Raw genomic sequence first — 26,796 nt, 5'->3', positions numbered from 1 at the left:
TCGTGCCGCTATCTCACAAACCCCGCCGGGTGTTCCCACCCTTGGCCTGGGTTTCCGCAGTTCAACGGCCCTGTCCCCGGTCCACGCGGTCGGGCGTGTCGCGCCCGACGCACAGACCGATCCCGCGGGATCGTCGTCTTGCCTGGTCTTCCTCAACGTGAGGAGGCTATGAGCCGGCTGACCGTCTCACTGCCTTTGCCCGCTCGCCTGCAACCCGAAGGAAGAGCTCGGCGGACCGTGGCCACTCGCACCAGGGCGGCCGGACCCTCTCGAGGAAAACCCCGATGAGGATCGGCCGCCCCAGGACGAGCAACCTGAATAGTGTCGCACACGTGATTTGACGCCCCTGACCCGGGGGTGTATTGCCCCCGGGCTGGGCGCCGAATCACTTGATGATCTTGGTGACCTGACCCGCACCGACGGTGCGGCCACCCTCGCGGATGGCGAACCGCAGGTTCACGTCCATCGCGACCGGCTGGATCAGCGCGACCGAGATGTCGGTGTTGTCGCCCGGCATGACCATCTCGGTGCCCTCGGGGAGGGTCACGACGCCGGTCACGTCGGTGGTGCGGAAGTAGAACTGCGGGCGGTAGTTGTTGAAGAACGGGGTGTGACGGCCACCCTCGTCCTTCGACAGGATGTAGACCCGGCCCTCGAAGTCGGTGTGCGGGGTGGTGGTGCCCGGCTTCACGACGACCTGGCCGCGCTCGACGTCCTCGCGCTTGATGCCGCGGACGAGGAGGCCGACGTTGTCGCCCGCCTGGCCCTGGTCGAGCAGCTTGCGGAACATCTCGACACCGGTGACCGTGGTCTTGGTCGACTTGTCCTTGATGCCGACGATCTCGACCTCTTCGTTCACGTTGACCACGCCACGCTCGACGCGGCCGGTGACGACGGTGCCGCGACCGGTGATCGTGAAGACGTCCTCGATCGGCATGAGGAACGGCTTGTCGAGCTCGCGCACCGGGTCCGGCACGTTGTCGTCGACGGCGGTCATCAGCTCGAGAACGGCCTCGGCCCACTTCTCGTCGCCCTCGAGGGCCTTGAGGCCCGAGACGCGCACGACCGGGGCGTCGTCGCCCGGGAACTCCTGCGAGGACAGCAGCTCGCGGACCTCGAGCTCGACGAGCTCCAGGATCTCCTCGTCGTCGACCATGTCGGCCTTGTTCAGCGCGACCACGATGTAGGGCACGCCGACCTGGCGGGCGAGCAGCACGTGCTCACGGGTCTGCGGCATCGGGCCGTCGGTCGCGGCGACCACCAGGATCGCGCCGTCCATCTGGGCGGCACCGGTGATCATGTTCTTGATGTAGTCCGCGTGACCGGGGGCGTCGACGTGCGCGTAGTGACGCTTCTCGGTCTGGTACTCGACGTGCGAGATGTTGATCGTGATGCCGCGCTGCTTCTCTTCCGGCGCGTTGTCGATCTGGTCGAACGCCCGGGACTCGTTGAGCTCCGGGTACTTGTCGTGCAGAACCTTGGTGATCGCCGCGGTCAGCGTGGTCTTGCCGTGGTCGACGTGACCGATGGTCCCGATGTTGACGTGCGGCTTGCTCCGCTCGAACTTCGCCTTCGCCACTGGAATGTCCTCCTGGACTGATTTCGCTTTGTGCTCGGGGGCCGGCGTGGCTGCCGACCCCCGAATGTTCCTTCGTCGGTGCTAGCGGACGTTCAGGAGAGTCCCTTAATGCCCGCGCGCGGTGAGGGGTTTTACTCCCCCGTCGCCTTCGCGATGATTTCCTTCGCGACGTTCGCGGGAACCTCGGCGTAGGAGTCGAACACCATGGAGTAGTTCGCCCGGCCCTGGGTGCGGGACCGCAGGTCGCCGACGTAGCCGAACATCTCCGACAGCGGGACCAGCGCCTTCACGACGCGGGTACCCGACCGCTCCTCCATGGCCTGGATCTGACCACGGCGGGAGTTGAGGTCACCGATGACGTCACCCATGTAGTCCTCGGGCGTGGTCACCTCGACCGCCATCATCGGCTCCAGGATCACCGGGCCGGCCTTCTTCGCGGCTTCCTTCATCGCCATGGAACCGGCGATCTTGAACGCCATCTCCGAAGAGTCGACCTCGTGGTAAGCACCGTCCAACAGGGTGAACTTCAACCCGACGAGCGGGTAGCCGGCCAGGACGCCGTACTGCATCGCGTCCTGCGCGCCCGCGTCCACCGACGGGATGTACTCCCGCGGCACGCGACCACCGGTCACCTTGTTGTCGAACTCGTAGAGCGCGCCATCGGTGCGCTCGAGCGGCTCCAGCTTCACGATGACCTTCGCGAACTGGCCGGAACCACCGGTCTGCTTCTTGTGGACGTAGTCGAGCTTGTCGACCGTCCGCTTGATCGTCTCGCGGTAGGCGACCTGCGGCTTACCGATGTTCGCCTCGACCTTGTAGTCGGACTTCATGCGGTTCACCAGCACCTCGAGGTGCAGCTCGCCCATGCCCGCGATGATCGTCTGGCCGGTGTCCTCGTCCAGCTTGACCTGGAACGTCGGGTCCTCTTCGGCCAGCTTCTGGATCGCCAGGGACAGCTTCTCCTGGTCGGCCTTCGTCTTCGGCTCGATCGCGACCCGGATGACCGGCTCGGGGAACGTCATCGACTCCAGCACGATCGGGTTCTGCGGGTCCGCCAGGGTGTCACCCGTGGTGGTGTCCTTCAGCCCGATGACCGCGTAGATGTGGCCGACCTGGGCGTCGTCGACCGGGTTCTCCTTGTTGGAGTGCATCTGGAAGATCTTCCCGATGCGCTCCTTGCGCTCCTTGGTCGCGTTGATGACCTGAGCGCCGGCGGCGACCTTGCCCGAGTACACCCGGATGTAGGTCAGCTTGCCGAAGAACGGGTGCGCGGCGATCTTGAACGCGAGCGCGGCGAACGGCTCGTCGACCGAAGCGGTACGCGTGGCCGGGGTCTCCCCGTCGGTCAGCGTGCCCTCGACCGGCGGCATGTCCAGCGGCGACGGCAGGTAGTCGATGACCGCGTCGAGCATGGGCTGGACGCCCTTGTTCTTGAACGCGGAACCGGCCAGCACCGGGAAGACGTCGCGGGTGATGGTGAGCTTGCGGATGCCGGACTTGATCTCGGCCTCCGTCAGCTCCTCGCCCTCGAGGAACTTCTCCATCAGCGCGTCGTCCGCCTCGGCGACGGTCTCGACGAGCTTCTCGCGGTACTCCGCGGCCAGCTCGGCCAGCTCGGCCGGGATGTCCTCGACGGAGTAGTCCTCGCCCTTCTGGACCTCGCCGCGCCAGGTCAGCGCCTTCATGCGGACCAGGTCGACGACGCCTTCGAAGTCGTTCTCGGCGCCGATCGGCAGCTGGATGACCAGCGGGCGGACGCCGAGGCGCTCCACGATGGTCTTCACGGTGTAGTAGAAGTCCGCACCCAGCTTGTCCATCTTGTTGACGAAGCAGATGCGCGGGACGTCGTACTTGTCCGCCTGCCGCCAGACCTGCTCGGACTGCGGCTCGACGCCTTCCTTGCCGTCGAAGACGGCGACCGCACCGTCGAGCACCCGGAGGTTGCGCTCCACCTCGACGGTGAAGTCGACGTGGCCCGGGGTGTCGATGATGTTGATCTGGTGGTCGTCCCAGAAGGTGGTGGTCGCAGCCGAGGTGATGGTGATACCCCGCTTCTGCTCCTCCTCCATCCAGTCCATGGTGGCGGCGCCGTCGTGGACTTCACCGATCTTGTAGTTGACCCCGGTGTAGAACAGGATCCGCTCGGTGGTGGTCGTCTTGCCGGCGTCGATGTGGGCCATGATGCCGATGTTGCGGACCTGTGTCAGGTCGGTCAGCACGTCACGTGCCACGAGAGTGTTCCCCTGTTCTCAAGCTTGGGGCCCGGCATGGCTTGGTCGACAGCCGGGCGGTCATCACCAGCGGTAGTGCGCGAAGGCCCGGTTGGACTCGGCCATCTTGTGCGTGTCCTCGCGACGCTTCACGGAGGCACCGAGGCCGTTGGAAGCGTCCAGGAGCTCGTTCTGCAGGCGCTCGATCATCGTCTTCTCGCGGCGGGCCTGCGAGAAGGAGACCAGCCAGCGCAGGGCCAGCGTGGTGGAGCGGCCCGGCTTGACCTCGATCGGCACCTGGTAGGTGGCGCCACCGACGCGGCGGCTCTTCACCTCGATGGTGGGCTTCACGTTGTCGAGGGCGCGCTTCAGCGTGACGACCGGGTCGGTGCCCGTCTTCTCGCGAGCGCCTTCGAGCGCGCCGTACACGATGCGCTCGGCCAGGGACCGCTTCCCGTCCTTCAGCACCTTGTTCACCAGCTGGGTGACCAGCGGGGAGGCGTAGACGGGGTCGGAGATCAGCGGCCGCTTCGGGGCCGGACCCTTGCGGGGCATTAGCTCTTCTCCTTCTTCGCGCCGTACCGGCTGCGCGCCTGCTTGCGGTTCTTGACACCCTGCGTGTCGAGCGAACCGCGGATGATCTTGTAACGGACACCCGGAAGGTCCTTCACACGACCACCACGCACGAGCACCATCGAGTGCTCCTGCAGGTTGTGGCCCTCACCGGGGATGTAGGCGGTGACCTCGATGCCGCTGGTCAGCTTCACACGCGCGACCTTGCGAAGCGCCGAGTTCGGCTTCTTGGGGGTCGTGGTGTACACGCGAGTGCACACGCCACGCCGCTGCGGGCTCCCCTTGAGGGCCGCGGTCTTCTGCTTGGCAGCCTTGTCCTGGCGGCCCTTGCGGACCAGCTGCTGGATCGTGGGCAATGGACCAGCTTCCTGTCGTGATCTGCTTCTTCGTGTCTTCACCGGCCCCCGCGGTCGGGCGTGTCGGCCCGCGTCACGGTCTCTCGACCGGTAACTTCCCGGAGGGATTTTCCGTCGGAACCCCGACCTGCCGAAGCCGGTGACCGGGTGCCTGAGCACCCCGCCCATGCCGCACGGCACGCGGAGCGGCCCGACGCCTGCCGGGCACGGTCTCCAAAGATACCCGCCCGGGTCCGGGCAGAGCGCGGCGGGGGGTCCGAAGGTCGGCGAACCTCCAGCCTACCTCCGAACAGCACAGCGCCGCGGGATGTTCCGCCAGGCGGTCGTGCCTGGGTACCGGACGCCGTTTCCGGCCCGGCACAGGAGATACGCCCTCCCCAGGCGTTTTCTACAACACTGCCCGCCTCGGGAATGTTCCCAGGCCGGACGGTCGGCTCGCGTACCCGGACAGTCGGCTCGCGTACTCCGACGGTCGGCTCGCGAGCCGACCCTCCAGGTACGCGACCCGACCCTTCGAGTACGCGAGCCGACCCTCCGGGCGGTGGATCAGTCCTCGTCGGGCTTCGCGTGGTCCGGCTTGCCCGGGTTCGGGTCGCGCGAGAGGTCGATGAGCGGGTGCACGTCCGCTCCCTCGGGAGCCGCGTGGCTGCCGGTCGACTTCGGCTCTTCGTCGGGCCGCTCGGCCCCTTCGCTGCTGCTCATCACACACTCCTAGCGACTCTTCCCTGCTTCCCCTTGCGGCCGGAAACCTACCCATTACCCGGTCGGGTGACGCAGTGGGATCGGATCGGGCGTTCCGTGCGTCACACCGTCGCCGAGGGGCCACGATGGGTGGCGAGCACCGGGCGAGCGGGGAGGAACAGAGACATGTCGGCCGAGTTCGACCAGCTGGTGGCGGAGTTCGAGCGGTTCGAATCGAGCATCCGCGACGTCGACGACCGCTTCGCCGGCGTCGGCGCGATGCGGCAGGAACTGACCGAGCTCCGGGCGAGCGCGTCCTCGCCGGACGGCGGCGTGACCGTGGTCACCGGCCCCGGCGGCGCGGTCCTCGACGTCAAGTTCACCGACGCGGCGCTCGCGAAGGGCCCGCAGGCGCTGTCCGCCGCGCTCATGGGCACCCTGCGCGAAGCCGTCGGCGAAGCGGCCCGCCGGCAGGCGGTGCTCGTGCAGGAACACCTGGGCGACCACCTCGGCCTGGTCGACCAGGTCATCGAAACCCAGGCCGTCGCGTTCGGAACCACCGTCGAGGAAATGCGGTCGAAGCTCGCGGAAGGAACGCCGGAGCCGCCGGCCCCCGCCGAGGACTTCTCCGAGGAACGGGTGCTGCGCCAGGCCGACACGCCTCCCCCGCCGCCGCAGGCACCGCCCGCGGCCGGGTCCGCCGGCGACACGTTCCTGCGCAACCTGTTCGACGAGGAGGACTGATGCCCGACGGAGCCGGCGGCTACCAGGTGGAGATCGACGCGCTGCGCCAGTACGTCGGCGTGCTCGGCAAGTACCAGGACCAGGGCGCGAAGTTCACCGAGAAGGTCGGCCAGTCCGACGTCGGCGACAAGTCGTGGGGCGTGGTCGGCCTGTTCACCAAGCACGGGTACGACGAGACGCTGCACGAGCTGCGCGACCTGCTGGCGTCGATGGCCGAGGGCCTGACGTCGGCGCAGGGCAAGTTCACCGACGCGGCGAACGTCTACCAGGGCATCGAAGACGACCACAAGGCCTTCTTCGGGCAGGTCGAGGTCCTGCTCGACGGCCCGAAGCAGCCCTGAGGGGGGCAGCACGATGGCGGAGTTCCAGGACGTCGCGAGCGGCGTCGGCGTGAAGAGCGACGACCCGGCGACCGTGCTCGGGGTGAACGTCGACAACGCGGTCAAGGCGACGCCCTTCGTGGGCAGCGCGGTGACCGTCGGCAAGGACTTCGTCTCGGTGGCGAAGGCCGCGACGGCACCGCACCCGGACGGCGTCGACATCGCCCTCGGGCTCGGCAGCATCGCGACCGACACGACGAGCTTCATCCAGTCGAGCGCGAGCACGATCACCGACATCGCCACCGACCCGCTCGGCTGGCTCGTCGGGCAGGGGCTGAACTTCCTGATCGGCGCCGTCCAGCCGATCCAGGACGCGATCCACTTCGTCAGCGGCGACGGGCCCGCGCTCGGCATCGCGGCGGACAATTTCACCGCCATCGCGACCGGGCTGGACCAGCTGGCGAAGAACTTCGCCGAGGTCGCGGACACGTCGCTGGCGAACTGGAAGGGGAACGCCGGCGACGCGGCGCGCACGTCGCTCGGCGAGTTCGCCCACGGCATCGGCGGGGTCTCCGCGAAGTCCGGTGACCTGGCGCAGATGCTGCAGCTGAGCAGCATGCTGATGAGCTTCATCGAAGACCTGATCAAGGCGATCCTCACCGAGCTGATCACCTGGCTGGTCATGATCTGGATCCCGGCGCTGGCGGCCGCGGTGCCCACCTGCGGGGCGTCGGTCGCCACCGCGGGCACGGCGTCCGAGGTCAAACTCGGCACGACCGCCGCGAAGACGACGCAGAAGGTATCGAAGGTCCGCGAGCTGCTGCAGAAGATCCTCGCCTGGCTGCAGAAGATGAAGGCCAAGCTGGCCGCGACGAAGCTGGGCAAGGTGTTCACCGAAGGCAAGACCGCGGACAAGCTCAAGGAAATCGCCGAAACGAACGCGGGCAAGAGCATGGTGGACAAGCTCAAGGGCGCCGAGGGGATGATCGGCAAGCGGGCCGGCAAGAACGCGCTGTCCGAGATCGCGAAGAAGGGCGGCGAGGCGGCGGCCAAGGGCGTGTTCGGCTTCAACCCGGCCAAGCCCGGCGACAACCCGGCCAAGACGCTGAACGACCACCTCGGCAAGCTCAACAGCCACGTCAAGAACGCCAAGAAGGCGAGCGACTACGGCGAGACGGGCCGCACCCAATCCGACGAAGAAACCCGCGAGGACCTGGACTTCTGATGATCCTGGCACTGGTGATCGTCCTGATCGTGGCCGGTTTCGCGGGCGCGGCCGCGCTCTGGTGGCGATCGCACACGAAGTACGTCGAAGGCCGCAAGGAGCACTGGTTCAAGGCCTTCGCGGCCGAGCGCGGCGGCACGTTCCACAGCGGGGTCGCCGGCGACGCGAACCCGGCGCCGACGTTCGGGGTCATCCACCCGACCGGGCGCCCGCTGGCCGAAAGCGGCCACAAGTCGTGGGTCGAGTTCCGCCACCGCGACCGGCCGGTGATCGCCGTCGACGGGCAGGAGCCGTACCGGCACTTCGACGACCACACGTACTTCCGCGACATCCACGTCACGCAGGTGCAGGTGCCGCCGTCTCCGGAGCTGCGGATCGTGCCGGGGAAGGCGCTCTCGATGCCGACGCTGCCCCCGGATTCGCCGCTCGAAGGCGAGCTCACCCGGTGGCTGGCCGCCAACCCGCGGTTCGCCCAACGGGACGTCGTCGTGGAGCACGGCTCGGCGCGGACCTGGGGTCAGGGGTGCGCGACCCGGCAGAACATCGTCGCCGACGCCGGCTACCTGGCCGACCTGGCCGACGAGCTGCCCGCGGCGTTGTGGAGCGTCAGCGACGGCGCGTCGTGAGGTGCGTCAAGCCCGCCGACAGCGCGAACACCAGGCCCAAGCCGACGATGTAGGGCCCGGCCAGCAGGGCGAACCCCGCGCCGATGTTGGCGTCGGCCTGCTCGTCGGACCGGAAGCCGAGTGCGCCCACCGACAGCAGGATCGCTCCCACCGTGATCAGCAGGACGGCCACCACTGTCAGGCGCTTCGTGATCGTCGTCATACCTTCATGGTGCCCGGGGCCCGGGCAATTCGCTGGACAGCGTCCCCAGGATGAGGACGTGAACTGGAAGATCACCCAGATCGACGTCGCTCACCCGGACGCCGTCGCGATCATGCGCGCGTACATGGACGAAGTCGCTTCGCGCTACTACGGGCGCCCGATCACCGAAGCCGAGCTCACGCACTACGTGGCCGAAGAGCCCGGGACCGACCTGGTGTCCCCCACCGGGGCGTTCCTCGTCGGCTACCGCGACGGCGAAGCCGCGGGCTGTGCCGGGACCCGGGTCGTCGCGCCGGGGGTCAGCGAGCTGACGAAGGTGTTCGTCAAGCCGGCGCACCGCGGCTCGGGGATCGCGCCCCTGCTGGTGGCAGCCGCCGAGGACGCGGCCCGGCGGCTCGGCGCCACCCTCATGCGGCTCGACACCCGAGACGACCTCGTCGAGGCCCGCGCGCTCTACGCGAAGCTCGGCTACGACGAGGTCGAACCCTTCAACGACGGGCAGTTCGCCGAGCACTGGTTCGCGAAGGCCCTCAGCTGACGCAGGCGGCGACTTCGCCGGGCGCCGCCTTGTGCGTCGTCACCACGCGACCGCCGACCGAGACGCGGCACTCCACCGCGCCGCTCCCCTGCCCGAGCAGCTGGACCGACCCGGCCGACGGCCACGAGAGCTCCTTGCGCCACGGCAGGGCGACGTCGAGCTCCTGGTGGACCAGGCCGAGGCCGTTCGAGTCGTAGACGACCGTCGCCGTGCCGGTGCCGGCCAGCTCGTAGGTCACCTGGTAGCCGGACGGCGCCGGCGGGGTCGAGGTGTACGTCGCCGTCGCCATGATCGTGCGCGGCGGCACCGAGGACGGCGACGGCTCCCCCACGACCGCGACCGGCGGCGAGGGTGGCGGCGAACCGTGGTCGCCCAGGATGAAGATGCCGGCGGTGACCGCCGCGATCGCGATCACCGCGATGCCGAGCCTGCCGACGAGCTGCCGGTCCATGGGGACTCCCAGGGGAAACGGCGGCCCCTCGGGTGAGGGGCCGCCGGAGGGTCAGAAGGAGGGCAGGAGCTTGCCGGGGACACCGTTGACCGACTGGATCAGGCCGAGCACCGGGACGCCGAGCGGCGCGAACGTCCAGATGTTGTTCAGGCCACTGGTGTCCGGCTCGTCGACCACGACGACACCGGGGGCGTCGGCGGCCAGCGCCGGCGCCGCCGCGCCGAACAGGGCCGCACCGGTGAGGATCGCGACAGCGAGGGTCTTCTTCATGGTTGCCTGCCTTTCAGGAAACAGCGGTGATCAGGTCGAAGACGGGGGCGAGCAGGCCGACCGGCTGGCCGATCGGCCCGAGCAGGCTGCCGAGGTCGACGCCGGGCACGAGCCAGACGGAGCCGTCGGTCGGGTCGGCACCGGCGACGCCGGCGGCCAGGCCGGTGAACGCCGTCGCCGCGACGAGCGGCAGCAGGACGCGGGCAGCAAGACGCTTCATGCTTTTCCTTTCGCAACAAGGGTTTTTCAGCGCAGAACCGACGTGATCGGCACGATGGTTCCGTCGGGGACCCACTGGCCCGCGTAGTCGCGGTCCATCACCATTCCGGTGGCGTGGGGTTCGGTGGGGTACATCGGCATGGCGTTGACCTGGGCGGCGGCGAAGATCTGGACGTCGCCCGCCGACCGGTCGGCGCCCAGCCAGGTCCGGAAACCGCCCAGCGTCGGGCTTTCGCCGCCGAAGCGGTCGCCGACCGCCACGGCGCACCCGACCGCGGTCGCCTCCCGCGGGTCGAACCGCAGCGGCAGCGACGCACTCGCGACCGCGTTGACGATCGGCCCGTTCAGCAGCCACGGCGCCAGGTAGAGCCCGTACTGGTGGGTGGGTTCGAGGCGTTGCAGCTCGGCGGCCCGCGTCATCGCCGTGTACCCGGCGGACCAGCCTGCGACGACGACGAGCGCGGTGTCCGGTCCGGCGTCCGGCCGCACGGCCAGCCCGGCGCGCGCGGCGGTGTCCCGCACCAGCTTCGCCGCCGCGACACCGCGCGGCGAGTCGTCCTCGGCCAGCGTGATCGCGGCCGGCTTCCGCCCGGCGAGGAACTCGACGAGCTTGACCAGCGCCCCGCTGTCCTCCGGCGTCAGCGTGTCGGACGGGCACGCCGTCAGGACGTCGGAGCGGCCCGCGACCAGGCCACCGAGAGCCGCCGACGCGCATTCCGGCGCGTCGGCCTCGGTGATCGCCGGACCGGGCGCACGGCCCGCGTCGACCTCGACGACCGTAGTCGCGTCACCCCGGTGGATCTCCAGGTCGCTGCGACCGGGTGGCAGGTCGACGTCGGCCCAGGTGCCTTCGGCGCCGGGCCGCGCGACGGCCTTGGTGATGATCCCGCCGCGGACGCCGGCGGCGAGGTCGTCGCCCGCGCTCGGCGGGAAGTGGACGACGTTGTGCCCCGGCCGGTGCGGGCTGACCAGCACCGGGAACCCCGGCGCGTCGGCCAGCAGCGGCACCCCGGGCACCGGCAGCGGCGGCGGCGCGGGGATCGCGCCCAGCGCGCTCCACGCGAGGAACCCGAGCGCGACGCCGGCCGCGCCGAACCGGTAGGCGCGCCCGCGCAGGACCACCGCGAGCCCACTCACCGCCAGTGGGAGGACCACCACGGCGAGCACCGCGAACCCGAAGAGCGTGGTGTAGAGCCGCCGGTCGAACCCGACGCCGGACAGCCCGAACCGCACCGCGCCGGCGAGGACCAAGAGCCCGCCGAGGGTGAGGGCCAGGGGTCCGGGCCGGATCGACGACGCCGGGACCGGCCCGTGCAGGGTGAAGCCGAACCAGACGGCGGCCCCGGCGACGAACACCGAGTCGAGCGCGAACTCGACACCCGTGCCACCCGACGACGTCTCCAGCACGACCAGCACCAGCAGCGCGAGCGACGTCCAGCGCGTGGCCCGCGGGAGGACCGGCACCGCCACCGCGAGCACGACGTGGATCGCCAGCGCGACGACGTTGATGTCGACGGCGAAGGACGACACCACCGCGAGCAGCGCCGAGACCCCGCCGAGGACGTACAGCACGCGGGGCGCCCGGCGGTCCGGCGGCCGCAGGAGACCGCCGCCGGCGAGGAACGCCGTCGACAACAGCAGGGCGAGCCGGAGGACCAGCGCCAGGACGTCCACTGTGGACGAACCGGTCGGCGCGGAGTGGTCGTGTTCCATCAGGGACCTTCCGGGAGAGCGGGCGGGGCCGCGGACGACCCCGCCCGCGGTCGGCTACTTGATGTCCGCGTCCGCGACCACGAACAGCTCGGAGTGCGGCTTGGCGTTGCCGAAGTCCCCGTGCGGCCACGACTTGCGGTTGAAGTTGATGCCGACCTGCCCGGTGAACTCGTCCCGGAAGTTCTGGTCGACCGCGACCTTCCCGTCCGGGCCCAGGTTCAGCAGGTTGACCTTGTGGTCACCGTCCAAACCGGACCGCGCGACGAAGTAGTTCGACACCGCGAGGTGCTGCGGCGACGTGGTTTCGTGGTAGAAACCGTCGCTGCCGAGCGCCCAGTTGTCGTAGGCGCCCCAGTGCGGGCCCGCGCCCGGCGTGCCGGGGTTGATCGGAGCCGCGCCGACGACGGTCGGCAGGTCGCCGCCCCCGCCCTGCTGCGCCTTCGCCTTGGTGTCGACCCGGCCCTGGATGTCCTCGACCCGGTCGCCCGCAGCGAGCAGCTTCCGGATGTCGAGGACGTAGACGCCGCCGGTGGTACCGGGGTCGTCGGCCGAGAGGGTGCCCTTCTGCCGCCCGACGATCGCGCGGTAGAGGTACTTGTCGTCCGGGCTCGTCTGGATCCAGCCGCCGTTGGAGCTGGCGCCGTTGGAGTCGTTGTTCGCGTAGATGGACTTGTTCGCGGCGCCGTCGTCGAACACCTCGATCCAGTGCGGCTCGGCCGCGGTGATGTCCGGCGTGTAGAACACCGCGCCGCCCTGCATGGTCTGGGCGAACGCGCCCTTGTGCCCCGGCAGGTTCGTCACCGTGGTCTCCATGACCGCGCGGCTCTCGGCGTGCAGCGGGTCGGCGGGATCGGCACGCGGGCCGTCCTGCAGGTACGACACCGACTTCAGCTTCGGGTGGTTGCGGTCGGAGATGTCCCAGGTCCGCACGGTCGGCCGGCGTAGGTACGGCGACGGCTGCTTCACCGGGTCGAGGATGATGTTGCGCGGCTCGGCGTAGTCGCTGGTGACGAGCGTGTTCAGGTCCTCGCGGGCCTGGATGCCGTGCGGGTTGGCGCACGTCGGCTTGCCCAGCTGCGGCAGGTTGTCGCAGAGCTTCTGGTTGTCGCCCTGCGGGGTCGCCGCCGGGGACTCCGAGAGGACCTCGGCGTTCTGTCCGAAGTGGACGACCTCGCCGGGGCTGCCCGCGAAGCCGTTGCCGATCTGCGTGGAGCCGTCGGCGTAGGAGTGCGGGCCGGGGACGACCGGGCCGCCCATGTACGTGCCGTACGCGGTGCCGTCCTTGAGCACCCAGTAGGCGTCCGGGACGCTGCCGCCCAGGGTGTTCGTCGGGAGGCTGACGCCCTTGAGCTTCAGCTGCGGCAGCGCGCTGACGTCGAAGGCGTACGTCACCGCGGCGAACAGCGCGCCGGCGTAGATCGTGTCGCCCTGGTGCCACACGTACTGCATGTGGTGCGGCTCGTTCTCGACCAGCGGCCCGACGGTGGCGGTGTTGACGACCTTGCCGTACGTCGGCGACCCCTGCGTCGCGTCGATCACGGCGAGGAAGTCCGGGCCGGGCAAGGCGTTCTTGAGCTTGTTGAGCCCGCCGCCGAGGGTGCCCGGCAGGTTCTTGACGTCCTTGACGAGCGTGTCGGCGATGTTCTCGTCGCCGGCCCAGACGAGCAGCCACTTCTTCGGCGTGCCGCTCGCCGAACGCGCGAGATCCTGGGACACCAGGTGGTTCTGCACCCAGTACTGCTTGCCGTCGGACGCGGTCTTCGCGTCGGTGACGGTCTGGACGTCGGCGTAGGCGCCGGTGGACGAACCGGTGTACGTGACCGCGCCGGCCGCGAGGGCGAGTGCCGCGGCGCCGGTCACCACCTTTCGCCACCGGCCCGGGCGCGACGGAGTTGATCGCATGGTTCTCCCTGTTCGTTCTCACGGATGGAAACCGTTGGGACACAACGGAAAGCTGACGTCAGCCGACCTGGACGGGATAGTCGCGCCAAGCGGGCAAAGGGTCCAGCCGTGATCAAAGAATGAGAACCGACCCGAAAGGGTTAATCTCCCACGAAGTGGGCCGATTTGACGTACGCCGCTGCGCCGAACGGGTGAGCGGACACACTGGACCAACCGGCGGTGTCACGGTTGGTCACAATGGCGCAGCCCCGGCGCCTGAACGCCGGGGCTGCGAGTTACGAATTCGTTATGAAGTGCCGGGAACTCCGGTCAGAGTTTGGAGCCGCAGTCCGAGCAGAACAGCGCGCCGGGCTTGTTGCCCTCGCTCCCGCAGCCGCCGCAGCGGACCTTCAGCGCGAGCGACGTCCCGCACGACGAGCAGAACTTCCCGCCCTCGGCCTTCAGGCCGCAGCCCGGGCAGGTGACCTTCGCCCGGGTGTCGATGTCCAGGTCGGACGTCCAGTCCTTCTCGCGGGCCTTGTCCCAGATCTGGTCGCGCTGGGCCGACGCCTGCGCGCGCGAGATCTCCTCGGCGACACTCGGCGAGCAGCGCAGGCACTGGCCGATCTCCTCGTTCCAGCACTGGTCGTGGCACATCCAGTCGCTGCAGCCACGGCACTGGCGGAAGCTCGGCGTGATCTCCTTGACCGCCGCCGCGAGCGCACGGTCCTTCGCGGGCGAGTTGGTCGCGCGGTCGTAGCGCCACTGGTCGGCCGAGTTGCTCAGGTCCCGCAGCGTCCCGCCGAAGAACGAGCCGACCGTGCGAAGCACGCTTCGCCCGGTTTCCATGGTGTCGCGCTGGAACGCGGAACGGAACCCGTTCCCGCAGCGTTCACAGCGGAACTCGAACTGGTACCCCTGCGTGTTGGAGAGGTCCGAGAAGTTGTCCGTGAAGGGCACAGAGTCAGCCACGGCCCATCTTCGCCAGCGCACCGCGCGTTCGGCGACGAGAGATTTGCCGACAACGACTCGGCTACCGGCCGTCACGGGATACCAGCAGGGCCAACGGAAGCAGCGCCAGCACGCCGCCGACGACCGCGACGAGCGCGTATCCGCCACCCGCAAACAGCTGTCCCGACCCCAAACCGGCCAAAGCGGACGCGGACCAGACCACCGCGTCGACCGTGCCCTGCACCCGGCTGCGCGTCTCCGGCGCGAGGTCACGGCTCAGCTGCGCGCTGCCGCCGACGAACACCAGGTTCCAGCCGTACCCCAGCAGGAACAACGCGACCGGCAGGCCGGACGTGTGCGCGGTCGGCGCGGCGAGCGCGGTCGCCGTCGACAGCGCCAGGACACCGAGCCCCGCGTTGATCGTCACGCGCGGGCCCCAGCGGTCGGCGATCCGGCCGGACAGCGGCGCCAGCGCGAACATGCCGAACAGGTGCGCGCTCAGCACCCAGCCGACGACGTCGAGACCGTGGCCGTGGTTCTCCAGCTGCAGCGGCGTCATGGTCATCACCGCGACCATCGTCAGCTGCGCGGCGACCATCGCGACCAGCGGCCGCGCGACGCCGGCCGGGCGCACTGGGGCAACCGCGGCCACCGGCTTCTCCGGCGGGAGCGGGACGTGCCGCGGGAGGAACGCGGCCGCCAGCGCGGCGCCCGCCGTGGCCAGCACCGCGACCGCGACCGGCCCGGACAGCGACGGCCAGCCGAACCCGGTGACGACGTCCGCCGCCGGAGCCATCAGCGCCGGACCCGCGAGGGCGCCGACGGTTCCGGCCCACACGACGTTCGACAGCGCGCGGCCCCGGTGTTCCTCCGGGTAGAGGTCCGCGGCCAGGTACCGCGACAGCTGCGCGCCGCCGTTGCCGAGCCCGACCAGCAGGATGCCGAGCAGGAGCGGCACGAGCGACGTCGTCAGCGCGCCGGCGAACGCGATCAGCGCACCGGCCGCGGCGATCGCGTAGCCGGCGGCCAGCACGCGACGACGGCCGTGGCCCGGCAGCAGCAGCCCGACGCCGAGCGCGCCGGCGGCGGTGCCGAGCACGCTCGCGACGCTCGGCAGCCCGCTCCAGCCCGGCCCGCTGCCCGCGGCGACGATCAGCGTCGCCGCGGTGCTCAGGCCGACCGTCGCCGTGTTGAGCAGCGCGACGCCGGCGAACAGCGCGCCCATCGACCGAGCCCGGCCGGTCACCGTCAAAGTCCCCATGACCAGCAACTTTAGGAACTCCCGGCGATCTCGCGAAGGGACGATCGACGGCAAATCCGTCGCCACGCCCGCTCTTCGGAAGGAAGATAGGGCCCATGACCTTCCGTTCGGAAAAGCCCCTGGACGACGTCGATTGGCGGCTGCTCGACCTGCTGCAGGCCGACGGGAGGCTGTCGTTCAAGGAGCTGGGCCGCCGCATCAACCTCTCGGCGCCGGCGGTGGCCGAGCGTGTGCGGCGGCTGGAGGAGACCGGCGTGATCACCGGCTACCGCGCGCAGGTCGACGCGCGGCGCGCGGGCCAGCCGCTGCAGGCGTTCGTCGAGATGCGCTGCGCGCTGAGCAGCTGCCTGCTGAAGACGTCGAAGTCCGAGGACTACCCGGAGGTCGTCGAGATCCACCGGCTGTCCGGCGACCACTGCACGATGCTGAAGATCCGTGCAGCCTCGCTCGAGCACTTCGAAGGGCTGCTGGAACGGCTCGGCAAGCACGGCGAGCTGCGGTCGTCGGTGGTGCTGTCGACGCAGTTCGAGGGACGGCCGGTGCAGCCGCCTTCGGACGACTTCCTGCGCGCGACGACGTCGGAAGGCTGGGGTTCACCCTGAGCGGCGGCTGATCGGGGAGCGATTACCTGCTAGATGAGAGGTATGCCGATCTTGACTCGGAGGGTGCGTGCCCTGGCCGTCACCCTCACCACGTTGGCCACCCTCGCCGTCCCCGCCACCGCCCAGGCCGCGCCGCCGGCCGCCCCCGCCGGGTTCGTCGCCCTCTCCGACGTCGCGCCGTCGATCCTGCAGGACATCCGCTACGCCACCCGGCACAACTTCGTCGGCCGGCGCGTCGACGGCTACCTCGAGCCCACCTGCATCCTGACCCGGCAGGCGGCCGAAGGCCTGCGGCAGGCCCAGGCTCGGCTGCGGCAGCAGGGCTACACCCTCAAGGTCTACGACTGCTACCGCCCGCAGCGCGCGGTCGACCACTTCGTGCGGTGGGCCAAGGACCTCGCCGACGAGAAGATGAAGGCCGAGTTCTACCCGAACGTCGCCAAGGACCGGCTGTTCGAAGAGGGGTACATCGCCGAGAAGTCCGGGCACAGCCGGGGCAGCACCATGGACCTGACCATCGTGAAGCTCCCACCGCGGTTCCAGCGCCCGTACTTCCCCGGCGAGCCGCTCGTGCCGTGCTTCGCGCCGCGGAACCAGCGCTTCCCGGACAACATGGTCGACATGGGCACCGGCTACGACTGTTTCGACCCGCTCGCCCACACGGACAACCCGGCGATCACCGGCGTGGCGCGGCAGAACCGCGACCTGCTGCGGGACACGATGATCGCGGCGGGCTTCCACAACTTGCCCGAGGAGTGGTGGCACTTCACCCTCGACGGCGAGCCGTTCCCGGACACGTACTTCGACTTCCCGGTGTCGCACCGCAGCGTGCGCTGAACCGGAAGCGCCCCGGTCCACTGTGGACCGGGGCGCTGCCCGTCAGGGCGTGCAGTCCGCGGGGTTGACCGGCACCTCCGGCTTCGGCGCGCCCCCTTCTTCGGCGGCGATCCGGTACGCGTAGTGGTTCTCCGGCGGGCCCTGGACGTCGATCCCGGTCGGGTTCTCGTACTTCGTCTTCCAGCCCGACGGTGTCAGGAAGTACAGCTGGTAGGCGGGCCCGGGAGCCACGTCCTCGAAGAGGAAGTGCCCGTTCTCGTCGCTGGTGCGCCGGCCGGTGACCGGGCAGTGGCGGTCGGACACCAGCACGACCTCGGTTCCGGCCAGTCCCCGCGTCACCTCGCCCCGGTCGTCGATGACTCCGATGGTGCCCTCGACCACGGCCTTGGCGCCCGGCACGGCGGCTTCGGCGCGCGCGTTCGCGTGGTTGTCGATGTCGACTTCGCTGTACCCGAAGTCGCACGCGGCCACGACCTTGCCACGGTTCAAGGATGCCTGCGGCACCGTCTCGGACACGTCGAACGTCCGGGTCTCCCCGGCGGCGATCGTCACGCCGCGGTTCCACTCGAGATCACCCCAGCCCGGGCCGGTGCCGTTCAGCATGTAGCCGTCACCGATGCGGTTGCACGCGGCCACGATGCCGGTCAGCGGGGTCGAACCCGAGTTGGCCAGCGTCACGGTGAGGTGCGCCAGGTCGCCTGGCTGGTAGCTGTCGTGGGTGAACGCCAGCGACGCGGTCAAGGCGCCGTTCAACGGCGGCGCGCCGCGGACGAGCAGGTCCGGGGTGTCCGGGGCGATGCGGACGGTCTGCCACCGCACCAGCCAGCCGTCGACGACGTCACCGCCCAGGGTGTAGTCCCCCGCCGGGAGGTCGAAGGTGAACTTCCCTTCGGCGTCGCTCGTGGCCGTGTAGTTCCTGGTGCCGGTGACGTACCGCAGGGTGAGCTCGGCGCCGGCGAGCGGTTCGCCGGCGTCGAGGACACCGTCGCCGTTGCGGTCCGCGTAAAAGACGCCCGTCGCGCGACCGGGCACCCGCGTGACCGGCACCCGGGAGTCGAACGAGCCGACCCCGAACCCGGTCTCGTCGAACACGATGCCGCGCAGGGCCGTCGTGGTCTGCTCGGGGTCCCGGACGTGCCCGGAAACCGTCAGCTCGAACGACTGCCCGGACTCGATCGTCAACCCCGGCCGGTTCTGGAGCTCACCCCAGCCGCCGTAGGGAACGGACAGGTCGATCGGGTCGAAGTCCTGGAAAACCGTGAGCCCGGTGGCCCGGCCGGAGCCGTTGTTCGTCAGCTTGACCGTGGCACGAACCTCGTCACCGGTCCCGTAGGACGGTTTGTCGAAGGTGACCGAAACGCCGATCCGGTCCGAGGCCGCTCCCGCCGGAGCCGCGAACGCACTGGTCAACGTCGCCATCGCCGTGACGAGCACGGCGAGTAGAACCGCCGCTCTCCGCCCGGCGGAACGCAGGACAAATCGATTGGTCAAAGCAGTCTCCCCCTGCTACCCGCTGGAACGCGCAAAGCCCCCGAATCGCGCAGAACCACCTCACTGTAGCCACAGCGGGCAAAAGGGGAACAGGCTTTCCGGCCGATTGGCCGGTTCCGGACACAACGGGAAAGGCCCCCGCCGGAAACCCGGCAGGGGCCTTTCTCGTGACTCAGCTTCAGCGGAAGTCGCGGCCGAAGTCGTAGTCGTCCAGCGGCACCGCGGCACCGGTGCCTGTACCGAACACGTCCGGGGTGTAGTAGCCGTCGTCGTAGGACGGGATCGCGTACGCCGCGACCCGGGCCTCTTCCGTCGGCTGCACCTGGATGTTGCGGTACTTGTTGATGCCCGTACCGGCCGGGATCAGCTTACCGATGATCACGTTCTCCTTGAGGCCCACGAGCCGGTCCGAGCGGCCGTTGATGGCCGCGTCGGTCAGGACGCGCGTGGTCTCCTGGAACGACGCCGCCGACAGCCACGAGTCCGTGGTGAGCGACGCCTTCGTGATGCCCATCAGCACCGGACGACCCGAAGCCGGCTCGCCGCCCTCGGCGACCGACGCCCGGTTCGTCGCCTCGAACTTGGTCCGCTCGGGCAGCTCGCCCGGCAGGAAGTCCGTGGCACCGGAGTCGATGATCGTCACCCGGCGCAGCATCTGCCGGACGATGACCTCGATGTGCTTGTCGTGGATCGACACACCCTGCGCCCGGTACACCTTCTGGACCTCGTCCGTCAGGTGCATCTGCGCCTCGCGCGGCCCCATGACCCGCAGGACCTCGTGCGGGTCCGGCGTGCCCTCGAGCAGCTGCTGGCCGACGTTGACGTGGTCGCCGTCGCCCAGCGGGCCGTTCGGGGTGTTCGCGAGCCGCTGACGCTTGGACAGCTTGTCGAAGACGATCTCTTCGCCGCCGTCGTCCGGGATCAGCGTGATCTTCCAGAACCGCTCGCTCTCCTCGATGCGCACGCGGCCATCGACGTCGGCGATCGGCGCCTTGCCCTTCGGGACACGAGCTTCGAAGAGCTCCTGCACACGGGGCAGACCGGTCGTGATGTCGTCACCGGCGACACCACCCTGGTGGAACGTACGCATCGTCAGCTGCGTACCCGGCTCACCGATCGACTGGGCCGCGACGATACCCACGGCCTCGCCGACGTCGACGAGCTGACCGGTCGCCATCGAGCGGCCGTAGCAGGTCGCGCAGATGCCGACGGCCGACTCGCAGGTCAGCACCGAGCGGACCTTGACCTTCGAGATGCCGCTGGAGAGCAGCTTGTCGAGGGCCGGGTCGCCGATGTCGTCGCCCGCGTTCAGCACGACGTTGCCCTTGGCGTCCACCGCGTCCGTCGCGAGGTTCCGCGCGTACACGGAGGTCTCGACGTGCTGGTCGCGCAGCACCTTGCCGTCGCCGATGTCCTCGCCGATCGGCATCATGATGCCGCGGGTCGTGCCGCAGTCGATCTCGCGGACGATGACGTCCTGCGAGACGTCCACCAGACGCCGGGTCAGGTAACCCGAGTCGGCGGTCCGCAGCGCCGTGTCCGCCAGGCCCTTCCGGGCACCGTGCGTCGCGATGAAGTACTCCGCCACCGACAGGCCTTCACGGAAGTTGGCCTTGATCGGACGCGGGATGTACTCACCCTTCGGGTTCGACACCAGGCCACGCATGCCGGCCAGCGACCGGACCTGCGTCATGTTGCCCGCCGCGCCCGACTTCACGATCATGGCGATCGGGTTGTCGTCCGGCAGCGCCGTCTCCATGATCTTGTGGACCTCTTCGGTGGCCTGCGTCCACACCTTGACGAGCTCGTTGTTGCGCTCGGTGTGCGACAGCTGACCACGCTGGTAGCGCTTCTCCACCTGGGAGGCCTTGCCCTCGTACTCGTCGAGGATGGCGGCCTTGCCCACCGGGGTGAGCACGTCCGAGATGGCGACGGTGACACCCGAGCGGGTCGCCCAGTAGAAACCGGCGTCCTTCAGGCGGTCCAGGGTCTGCGCGACCTGGGTCATCGAGTACCGCTCGGCGAGGTCGTTCACGATCGCGGCCTGACGCTTCTTCGGCATCGGCTCGTTGATGAACGGGTAGTCCGCCGGCAGCAGCTCGTTGAACAGCACGCGGCCCAGGGTCGTCTCGGCCAGCCACGCCTTGCCCGGCTCCCAGCCCTTTTCCGCGAGCCGCGCCTCGTCGGCCTTCGCCGGCTGACGGTCGGTGACGCGGATCTTGATCGGGGCGTGCAGGCCCAGCGCCTTGCGGTCGAAGGCCATGATGGCCTCGGCCGGCGACGAGTACGCGTTGCCCGCGCCCTCGGCCTTCTCGTTGAGGCGGGTCAGGTGGAACAGGCCCGTCACCATGTCCAGCCGCGGCATGGCGAGCGGACGGCCCGACGCCGGCGACAGGATGTTGTTCGCCGACAGCATCAGGATCCGGGCCTCGGCCTGCGCCTCGGCCGACAGCGGCAGGTGCACCGCCATCTGGTCACCGTCGAAGTCCGCGTTGAACGCCTCGCAGACCAGCGGGTGCAGCTGGATGGCCTTGCCCTCGACCAGCTGCGGCTCGAAGGCCTGGATGCCGAGGCGGTGCAGCGTCGGCGCGCGGTTCAGCATCACCGGGTGGCCGGTGATGACCTCTTCCAGCACGTCCCACACCTGCGGCCGCGAGCGCTCCACCATCCGCTTGGCGGACTTGATGTTCTGCGCGTGGTTCAGGTCGACCAGCCGCTTCATGACGAACGGCTTGAACAGCTCGAGCGCCATGTCCTTCGGCAGGCCGCACTGGTGCAGCTTCAGCTGCGGGCCGACGATGATGACCGAACGGCCCGAGTAGTCGACGCGCTTGCCGAGCAGGTTCTGGCGGAACCGGCCCTGCTTGCCCTTGAGGAGGTCGGACAGCGACTTCAGCGGCCGGTTGCCCGGGCCGGTGACCGGACGCCCGCGGCGGCCGTTGTCGAACAGCGCGTCGACGGCCTCCTGCAGCATCCGCTTCTCGTTGTTGACGATGATCTCGGGCGCGCCGAGGTCGATCAGCCGCTTGAGGCGGTTGTTCCGGTTGATCACCCGGCGGTACAGGTCGTTCAGGTCGGAGGTCGCGAAGCGGCCACCGTCCAGCTGCACCATCGGGCGCAGGTCCGGCGGGATGACCGGGACGGCGTCGAGCACCATGCCGCGCGGGTCGTTGCCGGTGGCCTGGAACGCCGCGACGACCTTGAGCCGCTTCAGCGCGCGGAGCTTCTTCTGCCCCTTGCCGTTGCGGATCGTGTCGCGCAGGTTGTCGGCCTCGGCCGCGACGTCGAACTCGGTGGCCAGCTTCTGGATGGCCTCCGCGCCCATGCCGCCGGTGAAGTACTCGCCGTAGCGGTCGACGAGCTCGCGGTAGAGCAGCTCGTCGGCGATCAGCTGGCGGGTGTCGAGCTTCGTGAAGGTCGTCCAGACCTCCTCGAGGCGGTCCAGCTCGCGACCGGCACGGTCACGCAGCTGGCGCATCTCGCGCTCGCCGCCTTCCTTGACCTTGCGGCGGACGTCGGACTTGGCGCCCTCCGCCTCCAGCTCGGCCAGGTCGGCTTCCAGCTTCTGCGCGCGGGTCTCGATGTCCGCGTCACGCTTGGTCTCGAGGTTCTTGCGCTCGACGCCGATCTCGTTCTCGAGGGTCGGCAGGTCGTTGTGGCGCAGCTCCGTGTTCACGCCCGTGATGACGTAAGCAGCGAAGTAGATGATCTTCTCGAGGTCCTTCGGCGCCAGGTCCAGCAGGTAGCCCAGGCGGGAGGGAACACCCTTGAAGTACCAGATGTGGGTGACCGGCGCGGCCAGCTCGATGTGGCCCATCCGCTCGCGGCGCACCTTGGCGCGGGTCACCTCGACGCCGCAGCGCTCACAGATGATGCCCTTGAAGCGGACTCGCTTGTACTTGCCGCAGTAGCACTCCCAGTCCCGGGTCGGACCGAAGATCTTCTCGCAGAAGAGGCCGTCCTTCTCGGGCTTGAGCGTCCGGTAGTTGATGGTCTCCGGCTTCTTGACCTCGCCGTACGACCACTGACGGATGTCGTCGGCCGTCGCGAGACCAATGCGGAGCTCATCGAAGAAGTTGACGTCCAGCACGTCTAGATCCCCTTGGGGTTGTTTCGGCTAGAGGGGTTGGCGGGCGAGGCGGGCCCCGCGGGAGGTGGGGCCCGCCTCAGCTCGCGATCAGTGCACGACGTCGTCCACCGAGGGCGACTCGTTGCGGGACAGGTTGATGCCGAGGTTGGCCGCGGCGCGCTCGAGGTCCTCGTCGTCGGAGTCGCGCATCTCGATCGCCGCACCGTCGCTGGAGAGCACCTCGACGTTGAGGCACAGCGACTGGAGCTCCTTGAGGAGCACCTTGAACGACTCCGGGATGCCCGGCTCGGGGATGTTCTCCCCCTTGACGATGGCCTCGTACACCTTGACGCGGCCGACCACGTCGTCCGACTTGATCGTCAGCAGCTCCTGCAGCGTGTAGGCAGCGCCGTACGCCTGCATCGCCCAGCACTCCATCTCACCGAAGCGCTGGCCACCGAACTGCGCCTTACCACCCAGCGGCTGCTGCGTGATCATCGAGTACGGGCCGGTGGAACGGGCGTGGATCTTGTCGTCGACCAGGTGGTGCAGCTTCAGGATGTACATGTAGCCGACCGCGACCGGGTACGGGTACGGCTCGCCGGAGCGGCCGTCCAGCAGGGTCGCCTTGCCGTTCTCCTTGACCATGCGCTCGCCGTCGCGGTTCGGCTTGGTCGCCCCGAGCAGCCCGGTGAGCTCCTCTTCCTTCGCGCCGTCGAACACCGGGGTCGCGGTGTTCGTGTTCGGCGCGACGTCGTAGAGCTCCTGGGACAGGTTCTTCGCCCAGTCCGGGTTGCCTTCGATCGTCCAGCCCTGCGAGGCCAGCCAGCCCAGGTGCAGCTCGAGGATCTGGCCGATGTTCATCCGTCGCGGCACACCGTGCGTGTTCAGGATGATGTCGACCGGGGTGCCGTCCTCCATGAACGGCATGTCCTCGACCGGCAGGATCTTGCCGATGACACCCTTGTTGCCGTGCCGGCCGGCGAGCTTGTCGCCCGGCTGGATCTTGCGCTTCTGGGCCACGTAGACGCGGACCAGCTCGTTGACGCCCGGGGGCAGCTCGTCGTCGTCCTCGCGCGAGAACACGCGGATGCCGATGACCTTGCCGGTCTCGCCGTGCGGCACCTTCAGCGAGGTGTCGCGGACTTCGCGGGCCTTCTCCCCGAAGATCGCGCGGAGCAGGCGCTCTTCCGGCGTCAGCTCGGTCTCGCCCTTCGGCGTGACCTTGCCGACGAGGATGTCGCCGTCGCGGACCTCGGCACCGATCCGGATGATGCCGCGCTCGTCGAGGTCGGCCAGGACCTCTTCGGAGACGTTCGGGATGTCCCGGGTGATCTCCTCGGCGCCCAGCTTGGTGTCGCGGGCGTCGATCTCGTGCTCCTCGATGTGGATCGACGTCAAGACGTCGTCCTGCACCAGGCGCTCCGAGAGGATGATCGCGTCCTCGTAGTTGTGGCCCTCCCACGGCATGACCGCGACGAGCAGGTTCTTGCCGAGCGCCATCTCACCGTTCTCGGTGGACGGGCCGTCGGCGATGACCTGACCCTGCTCGACCCGGTCGCCCTCGTTGACGATCGGGCGGTGGTTGAAGCAGGTGCCGTGGTTCGAGCGGCGGAACTTGTACAGTCCGTAGCTCTTCCGCGTGCCGTCGTCGTGCATGATCGTGATCAGGTCGGCCGAGAGCTCCTCGACGACACCGGACTGCTCGGCGACGAGCACGTCACCGGCGTCGACCGCGGCGCGCAGCTCCACACCCGTGCCCACGTACGGGGCCTGGTTGCGCAGCAGCGGCACGGCCTGGCGCTGCATGTTCGCACCCATCAGGGCGCGGTTCGCGTCGTCGTGCTCGAGGAACGGGATCATCGCCGTCGCGACCGAGACCATCTGCCGCGGCGAGACGTCCATGTAGTCGATGTCGAGCGGGTCGATCAGCTCGACCTCGCCACCCTTGCGGCGGGCCATGACCCGGTCTTCGACGAAGGTGCCGTCGTCCGAGATCGGCGCGTTGGCCTGGGCCTTGACGTACCGGTCCTCTTCGTCCGCGGTCAGGTAGTCGACCTGGTCGGTGACCCGGCCTTCGACGACCTTGCGGTACGGCGTCTCGATGAAGCCGAACGGGTTGACCCGCGCGTAGGAGCAGAGCGAGCCGATCAGGCCGATGTTCGGGCCTTCCGGCGTCTCGATCGGGCACATCCGGCCGTAGTGCGACGGGTGGACGTCCCGGACCTCCATGCCGGCGCGCTCACGGGACAGACCACCCGGGCCGAGGGCCGACAGGCGGCGCTTGTGCGTCAGGCCCGACAGCGGGTTGTTCTGGTCCATGAACTGCGACAGCTGCGAGGTGCCGAAGAACTCCTTGATCGCCGCGCCGATCGGGCGGATGTTGATCAGGGTCTGCGGCGTGATCGCCTCGACGTCCTGCGTCGTCATGCGCTCGCGCACGACGCGCTCGGTGCGGGAGAGGCCGACCCGGATCTGGTTCTGGATCAGCTCGCCGACCGTGCGCAGGCGCCGGTTGCCGAAGTGGTCGATGTCGTCGGTCTCGACCGGGATCTCGGTGCCGTTCTGCGCGTCGAGCTTGTCCTCGCCGGCGTGCAGCCGGACCAGGTACTCGATCGTGGTGACGATGTCCTCTTCGGTCAGCGTCCCCGTGTCGTACGGCGTGTCGAGGCCCAGCTTCTTGTTGACCTTGTACCGGCCGACCTTGGCCAGGTCGTAGCGCTTCGCCTTGAAGAACAGGTTCTCCAGCAGGGTCTGCGCGCTCTCCTTCGTGGGCGGCTCGCCCGGGCGCAGCTTGCGGTAGATGTCGAGCAGCGCCTCGTCGGTGCCGGCCGTGTGGTCCTTCTCGAGGGTCGCCAGCAGCGTCTCCGAGAAGGAGAAGCGCTCGCGGATCGCCTCGGTGGTCCAGCCCAGGGCCTTCAGCAGCACGGTGACCGGCTGGCGGCGCTTGCGGTCGATGCGGACGCCGACGGTGTCGCGCTTGTCGACGTCGAACTCGAGCCACGCGCCGCGGCTCGGGATCACGCGGACGCTGAAGACGTCCTTGTCGGTCGTCTTGTCGACGTCCTTCGAGTAGTAGACGCCCGGCGAGCGGACCAGCTGGGACACGACGACACGCTCGGTGCCGTTGATGATGAACGTGCCCTTGTCGGTCATGACCGGGAAGTCGCCCAGGAAGACCGTCTGGCTCTTGATCTCGCCCGTGTTGTTGTTGACGAACTCGGCCGTGACGAACAGCGGCGCGGCGTACGTCATGTCCTTGTCCTTGCACTCCTCGATCGAGGCCTTGACCTCGTCGAAGCGCGGGGCGGAGAAGGACAGGGACATCGAACCGGAGAAGTCTTCGATCGGGGAGATCTCGTTCAGGACCTCTTCCAGGCCGCCGACCGGGTTTTCTTCACCTTCTTCGACACGGCGTTCGAACCACGCTTCGTCCCCGGTGAACCACTGGAACGACTGGATCTGGACGTCGAGCAGGTTGGGGGTGTTGAGCGGTTCGCGAATCTTTGCGAAGGAAACCCGCTTGGGCGCGCCGGGGATTCCCGTGGACTCCGAGCGAGATTCAGCCGAGGTGGTCGCAGCAGTGGCCTGGTTCGCGGGAGAGACTGCCAAGATGCGTCCTTCCGGGGACAATGAGCGGTGACGGCCGCCATAGCAACAGCTATCAGCGACTGTCAAGGGTGCCGTGTGCCCACTATCCTAACTACCGGCTCCGGGCAGCCTGAAAGAGGGCAGCGCAAAGAGGCAGTCTAGCCCGAACGGCGCGGTCTGTCCAGGGGGCGCTCCCGATGGGGCCCAGCCTGCCTCGCGACGTCTTCAGGTATGCCTCCAGGCGAGCCGGTTGTCCCTCCCGCAAGGGCCGCCGGTTTCGCCGTTCGGGAGTAAGCGTGAACCCACCGGGCCCGAGAGTCAAGATGCCACACGGGGGTCCCGCCGGTTGGCGCAGCGTTGGAGAAGGTCAGCGGAGCGTGAGCGGCCGAATAGTCTTCCAGCTACT

At 69.0% G+C, this 26,796-nt stretch carries 23 protein-coding genes; 7 read left to right on the top strand and 16 right to left on the bottom strand.

Annotated elements, in window-relative coordinates; genetic code table 11:
- Nucleotides 1-385: 385 nt before the first annotated feature.
- The 5 genes from tuf to QSK39_RS36060 form a co-directional block, all read right to left on the bottom strand.
- Nucleotides 386-1,579: an elongation factor Tu gene (gene tuf, locus QSK39_RS36080; RefSeq protein ID WP_285482326.1), complete on the bottom strand. Its 1,194-nt coding sequence runs from the start codon at nt 1,577-1,579 to the stop codon at nt 386-388.
- Nucleotides 1,580-1,710: 131 nt separating this feature from the next.
- Nucleotides 1,711-3,810 (bottom strand): elongation factor G, encoded by a 2,100-nt coding sequence (gene fusA, locus QSK39_RS36075; RefSeq protein ID WP_285482325.1) that lies wholly within the window; start codon nt 3,808-3,810, stop codon nt 1,711-1,713.
- A 63-nt stretch (nt 3,811-3,873) separates the two neighbouring features.
- Nucleotides 3,874-4,344, bottom strand: coding sequence for a 30S ribosomal protein S7 (rpsG, locus tag QSK39_RS36070; protein ID WP_003102106.1), 471 nt, complete (start codon nt 4,342-4,344; stop codon nt 3,874-3,876).
- Nucleotides 4,344-4,718, bottom strand: a complete 375-nt coding sequence (gene rpsL / locus QSK39_RS36065) for a 30S ribosomal protein S12 (RefSeq protein ID WP_003102113.1) — start codon at nt 4,716-4,718, stop codon at nt 4,344-4,346. The genes rpsG and rpsL overlap by 1 nt, the downstream gene beginning before the upstream one ends.
- Before the next feature lie 546 nt (nt 4,719-5,264).
- Nucleotides 5,265-5,420, bottom strand: coding sequence for a hypothetical protein (locus QSK39_RS36060; protein ID WP_285482324.1), 156 nt, complete (start codon nt 5,418-5,420; stop codon nt 5,265-5,267).
- Nucleotides 5,421-5,585: 165 nt separating this feature from the next.
- On the opposite strand from QSK39_RS36060, the gene QSK39_RS36055 reads away from it, so the two are divergent.
- The 4 genes from QSK39_RS36055 to QSK39_RS36040 are packed head-to-tail and all read left to right on the top strand — an operon-like array spanning nt 5,586 to nt 8,314.
- Nucleotides 5,586-6,143 carry a YbaB/EbfC family nucleoid-associated protein gene (locus QSK39_RS36055; RefSeq protein ID WP_285482323.1) on the top strand — a complete coding sequence of 186 codons (558 nt, stop codon included), beginning with the start codon at nt 5,586-5,588 and terminating at the stop codon, nt 6,141-6,143.
- Nucleotides 6,143-6,484 carry a hypothetical protein gene (locus QSK39_RS36050; RefSeq protein WP_285482322.1) on the top strand — a complete coding sequence of 114 codons (342 nt, stop codon included), beginning with the start codon at nt 6,143-6,145 and terminating at the stop codon, nt 6,482-6,484. The genes QSK39_RS36055 and QSK39_RS36050 overlap by 1 nt, the downstream gene beginning before the upstream one ends.
- 13 nt (nt 6,485-6,497) lie before the next feature.
- Nucleotides 6,498-7,688 (top strand): hypothetical protein, encoded by a 1,191-nt coding sequence (locus QSK39_RS36045; RefSeq protein WP_285482321.1) that lies wholly within the window; start codon nt 6,498-6,500, stop codon nt 7,686-7,688.
- Nucleotides 7,688-8,314, top strand: coding sequence for a hypothetical protein (locus tag QSK39_RS36040; protein ID WP_285482320.1), 627 nt, complete (start codon nt 7,688-7,690; stop codon nt 8,312-8,314). The genes QSK39_RS36045 and QSK39_RS36040 overlap by 1 nt, the downstream gene beginning before the upstream one ends.
- On the opposite strand, the gene QSK39_RS36035 is transcribed toward QSK39_RS36040, so the two are convergent.
- Nucleotides 8,295-8,516, bottom strand: coding sequence for a hypothetical protein (locus tag QSK39_RS36035; RefSeq protein WP_285482319.1), 222 nt, complete (start codon nt 8,514-8,516; stop codon nt 8,295-8,297). The genes QSK39_RS36040 and QSK39_RS36035 overlap by 20 nt on opposite strands.
- A gap of 58 nt (nt 8,517-8,574) precedes the next feature.
- Between QSK39_RS36035 and QSK39_RS36030 the strand changes: the two genes are divergently transcribed.
- On the top strand, nt 8,575-9,054 hold the full coding sequence (locus tag QSK39_RS36030) for a GNAT family N-acetyltransferase (protein ID WP_353051106.1): 480 nt from the start codon (nt 8,575-8,577) through the stop codon (nt 9,052-9,054).
- On the opposite strand, the gene QSK39_RS36025 is transcribed toward QSK39_RS36030, so the two are convergent.
- The 7 genes from QSK39_RS36025 to QSK39_RS35995 all read right to left on the bottom strand — a co-directional run bounded on the left by QSK39_RS36025 (nt 9,047) and on the right by QSK39_RS35995 (nt 15,800).
- Nucleotides 9,047-9,505 carry a hypothetical protein gene (locus tag QSK39_RS36025; RefSeq protein ID WP_285482318.1) on the bottom strand — a complete coding sequence of 153 codons (459 nt, stop codon included), beginning with the start codon at nt 9,503-9,505 and terminating at the stop codon, nt 9,047-9,049. The two genes, QSK39_RS36030 and QSK39_RS36025, sit on opposite strands and share 8 nt — an antisense overlap.
- Nucleotides 9,506-9,556: 51 nt before the next feature.
- Complete coding sequence (locus QSK39_RS36020; protein WP_086857721.1) at nt 9,557-9,775, bottom strand: hypothetical protein; 219 nt, start codon at nt 9,773-9,775, stop codon at nt 9,557-9,559.
- A gap of 13 nt (nt 9,776-9,788) precedes the next feature.
- Nucleotides 9,789-9,995 carry a hypothetical protein gene (locus QSK39_RS36015; protein WP_285482317.1) on the bottom strand — a complete coding sequence of 69 codons (207 nt, stop codon included), beginning with the start codon at nt 9,993-9,995 and terminating at the stop codon, nt 9,789-9,791.
- Nucleotides 9,996-10,021: 26 nt separating this feature from the next.
- Nucleotides 10,022-11,707: a hypothetical protein gene (locus QSK39_RS36010; protein WP_285482316.1), complete on the bottom strand. Its 1,686-nt coding sequence runs from the start codon at nt 11,705-11,707 to the stop codon at nt 10,022-10,024.
- Between the two features lie 54 nt (nt 11,708-11,761).
- Nucleotides 11,762-13,609 carry a hypothetical protein gene (locus QSK39_RS36005; protein ID WP_285482315.1) on the bottom strand — a complete coding sequence of 616 codons (1,848 nt, stop codon included), beginning with the start codon at nt 13,607-13,609 and terminating at the stop codon, nt 11,762-11,764.
- Nucleotides 13,610-13,918: 309 nt separating this feature from the next.
- A complete protein-coding gene (locus tag QSK39_RS36000) occupies nt 13,919-14,560 on the bottom strand; it encodes a zinc ribbon domain-containing protein (RefSeq protein ID WP_285482314.1) in 642 nt (213 codons plus the stop codon).
- Between the two features lie 61 nt (nt 14,561-14,621).
- A complete protein-coding gene (locus QSK39_RS35995; RefSeq protein ID WP_285482313.1) occupies nt 14,622-15,800 on the bottom strand; it encodes an MFS transporter in 1,179 nt (392 codons plus the stop codon).
- 95 nt (nt 15,801-15,895) lie between these two features.
- On the opposite strand from QSK39_RS35995, the gene QSK39_RS35990 reads away from it, so the two are divergent.
- Together QSK39_RS35990 and QSK39_RS35985 are read left to right on the top strand one after the other, a co-directional pair.
- The gene (locus QSK39_RS35990) at nt 15,896-16,402 is read left to right on the top strand and encodes an Lrp/AsnC family transcriptional regulator (protein WP_285482312.1); all 507 of its coding nucleotides are present in this window, start codon (nt 15,896-15,898) and stop codon (nt 16,400-16,402) included.
- A gap of 42 nt (nt 16,403-16,444) precedes the next feature.
- Nucleotides 16,445-17,239 (top strand): M15 family metallopeptidase, encoded by a 795-nt coding sequence (locus QSK39_RS35985; protein ID WP_285482311.1) that lies wholly within the window; start codon nt 16,445-16,447, stop codon nt 17,237-17,239.
- A gap of 42 nt (nt 17,240-17,281) precedes the next feature.
- On the opposite strand, the gene QSK39_RS35980 is transcribed toward QSK39_RS35985, so the two are convergent.
- The 3 genes from QSK39_RS35980 to rpoB all read right to left on the bottom strand — a co-directional run bounded on the left by QSK39_RS35980 (nt 17,282) and on the right by rpoB (nt 26,411).
- Complete coding sequence (locus QSK39_RS35980) at nt 17,282-18,730, bottom strand: SpaA isopeptide-forming pilin-related protein (protein ID WP_285482310.1); 1,449 nt, start codon at nt 18,728-18,730, stop codon at nt 17,282-17,284.
- Between the two features lie 178 nt (nt 18,731-18,908).
- Nucleotides 18,909-22,820 (bottom strand): DNA-directed RNA polymerase subunit beta', encoded by a 3,912-nt coding sequence (locus QSK39_RS35975; protein WP_285482309.1) that lies wholly within the window; start codon nt 22,818-22,820, stop codon nt 18,909-18,911.
- 87 nt (nt 22,821-22,907) lie between these two features.
- Entirely contained in the window at nt 22,908-26,411 is a 3,504-nt protein-coding gene (gene rpoB, locus QSK39_RS35970) for a DNA-directed RNA polymerase subunit beta (RefSeq protein WP_285482308.1), read from the bottom strand.
- Nucleotides 26,412-26,796 lie beyond the last annotated feature (385 nt).

Origin of the sequence: Amycolatopsis sp. NBRC 101858 (assembly GCF_030269325.1) — a bacterium.
GTDB classification, from domain to species: Bacteria; Actinomycetota; Actinomycetes; order Mycobacteriales; family Pseudonocardiaceae; genus Amycolatopsis; species Amycolatopsis ponsaeliensis.
Note: the sequence above shows the minus strand (reverse complement) of the source record. Positions and strands in the feature narration are given on the sequence as shown.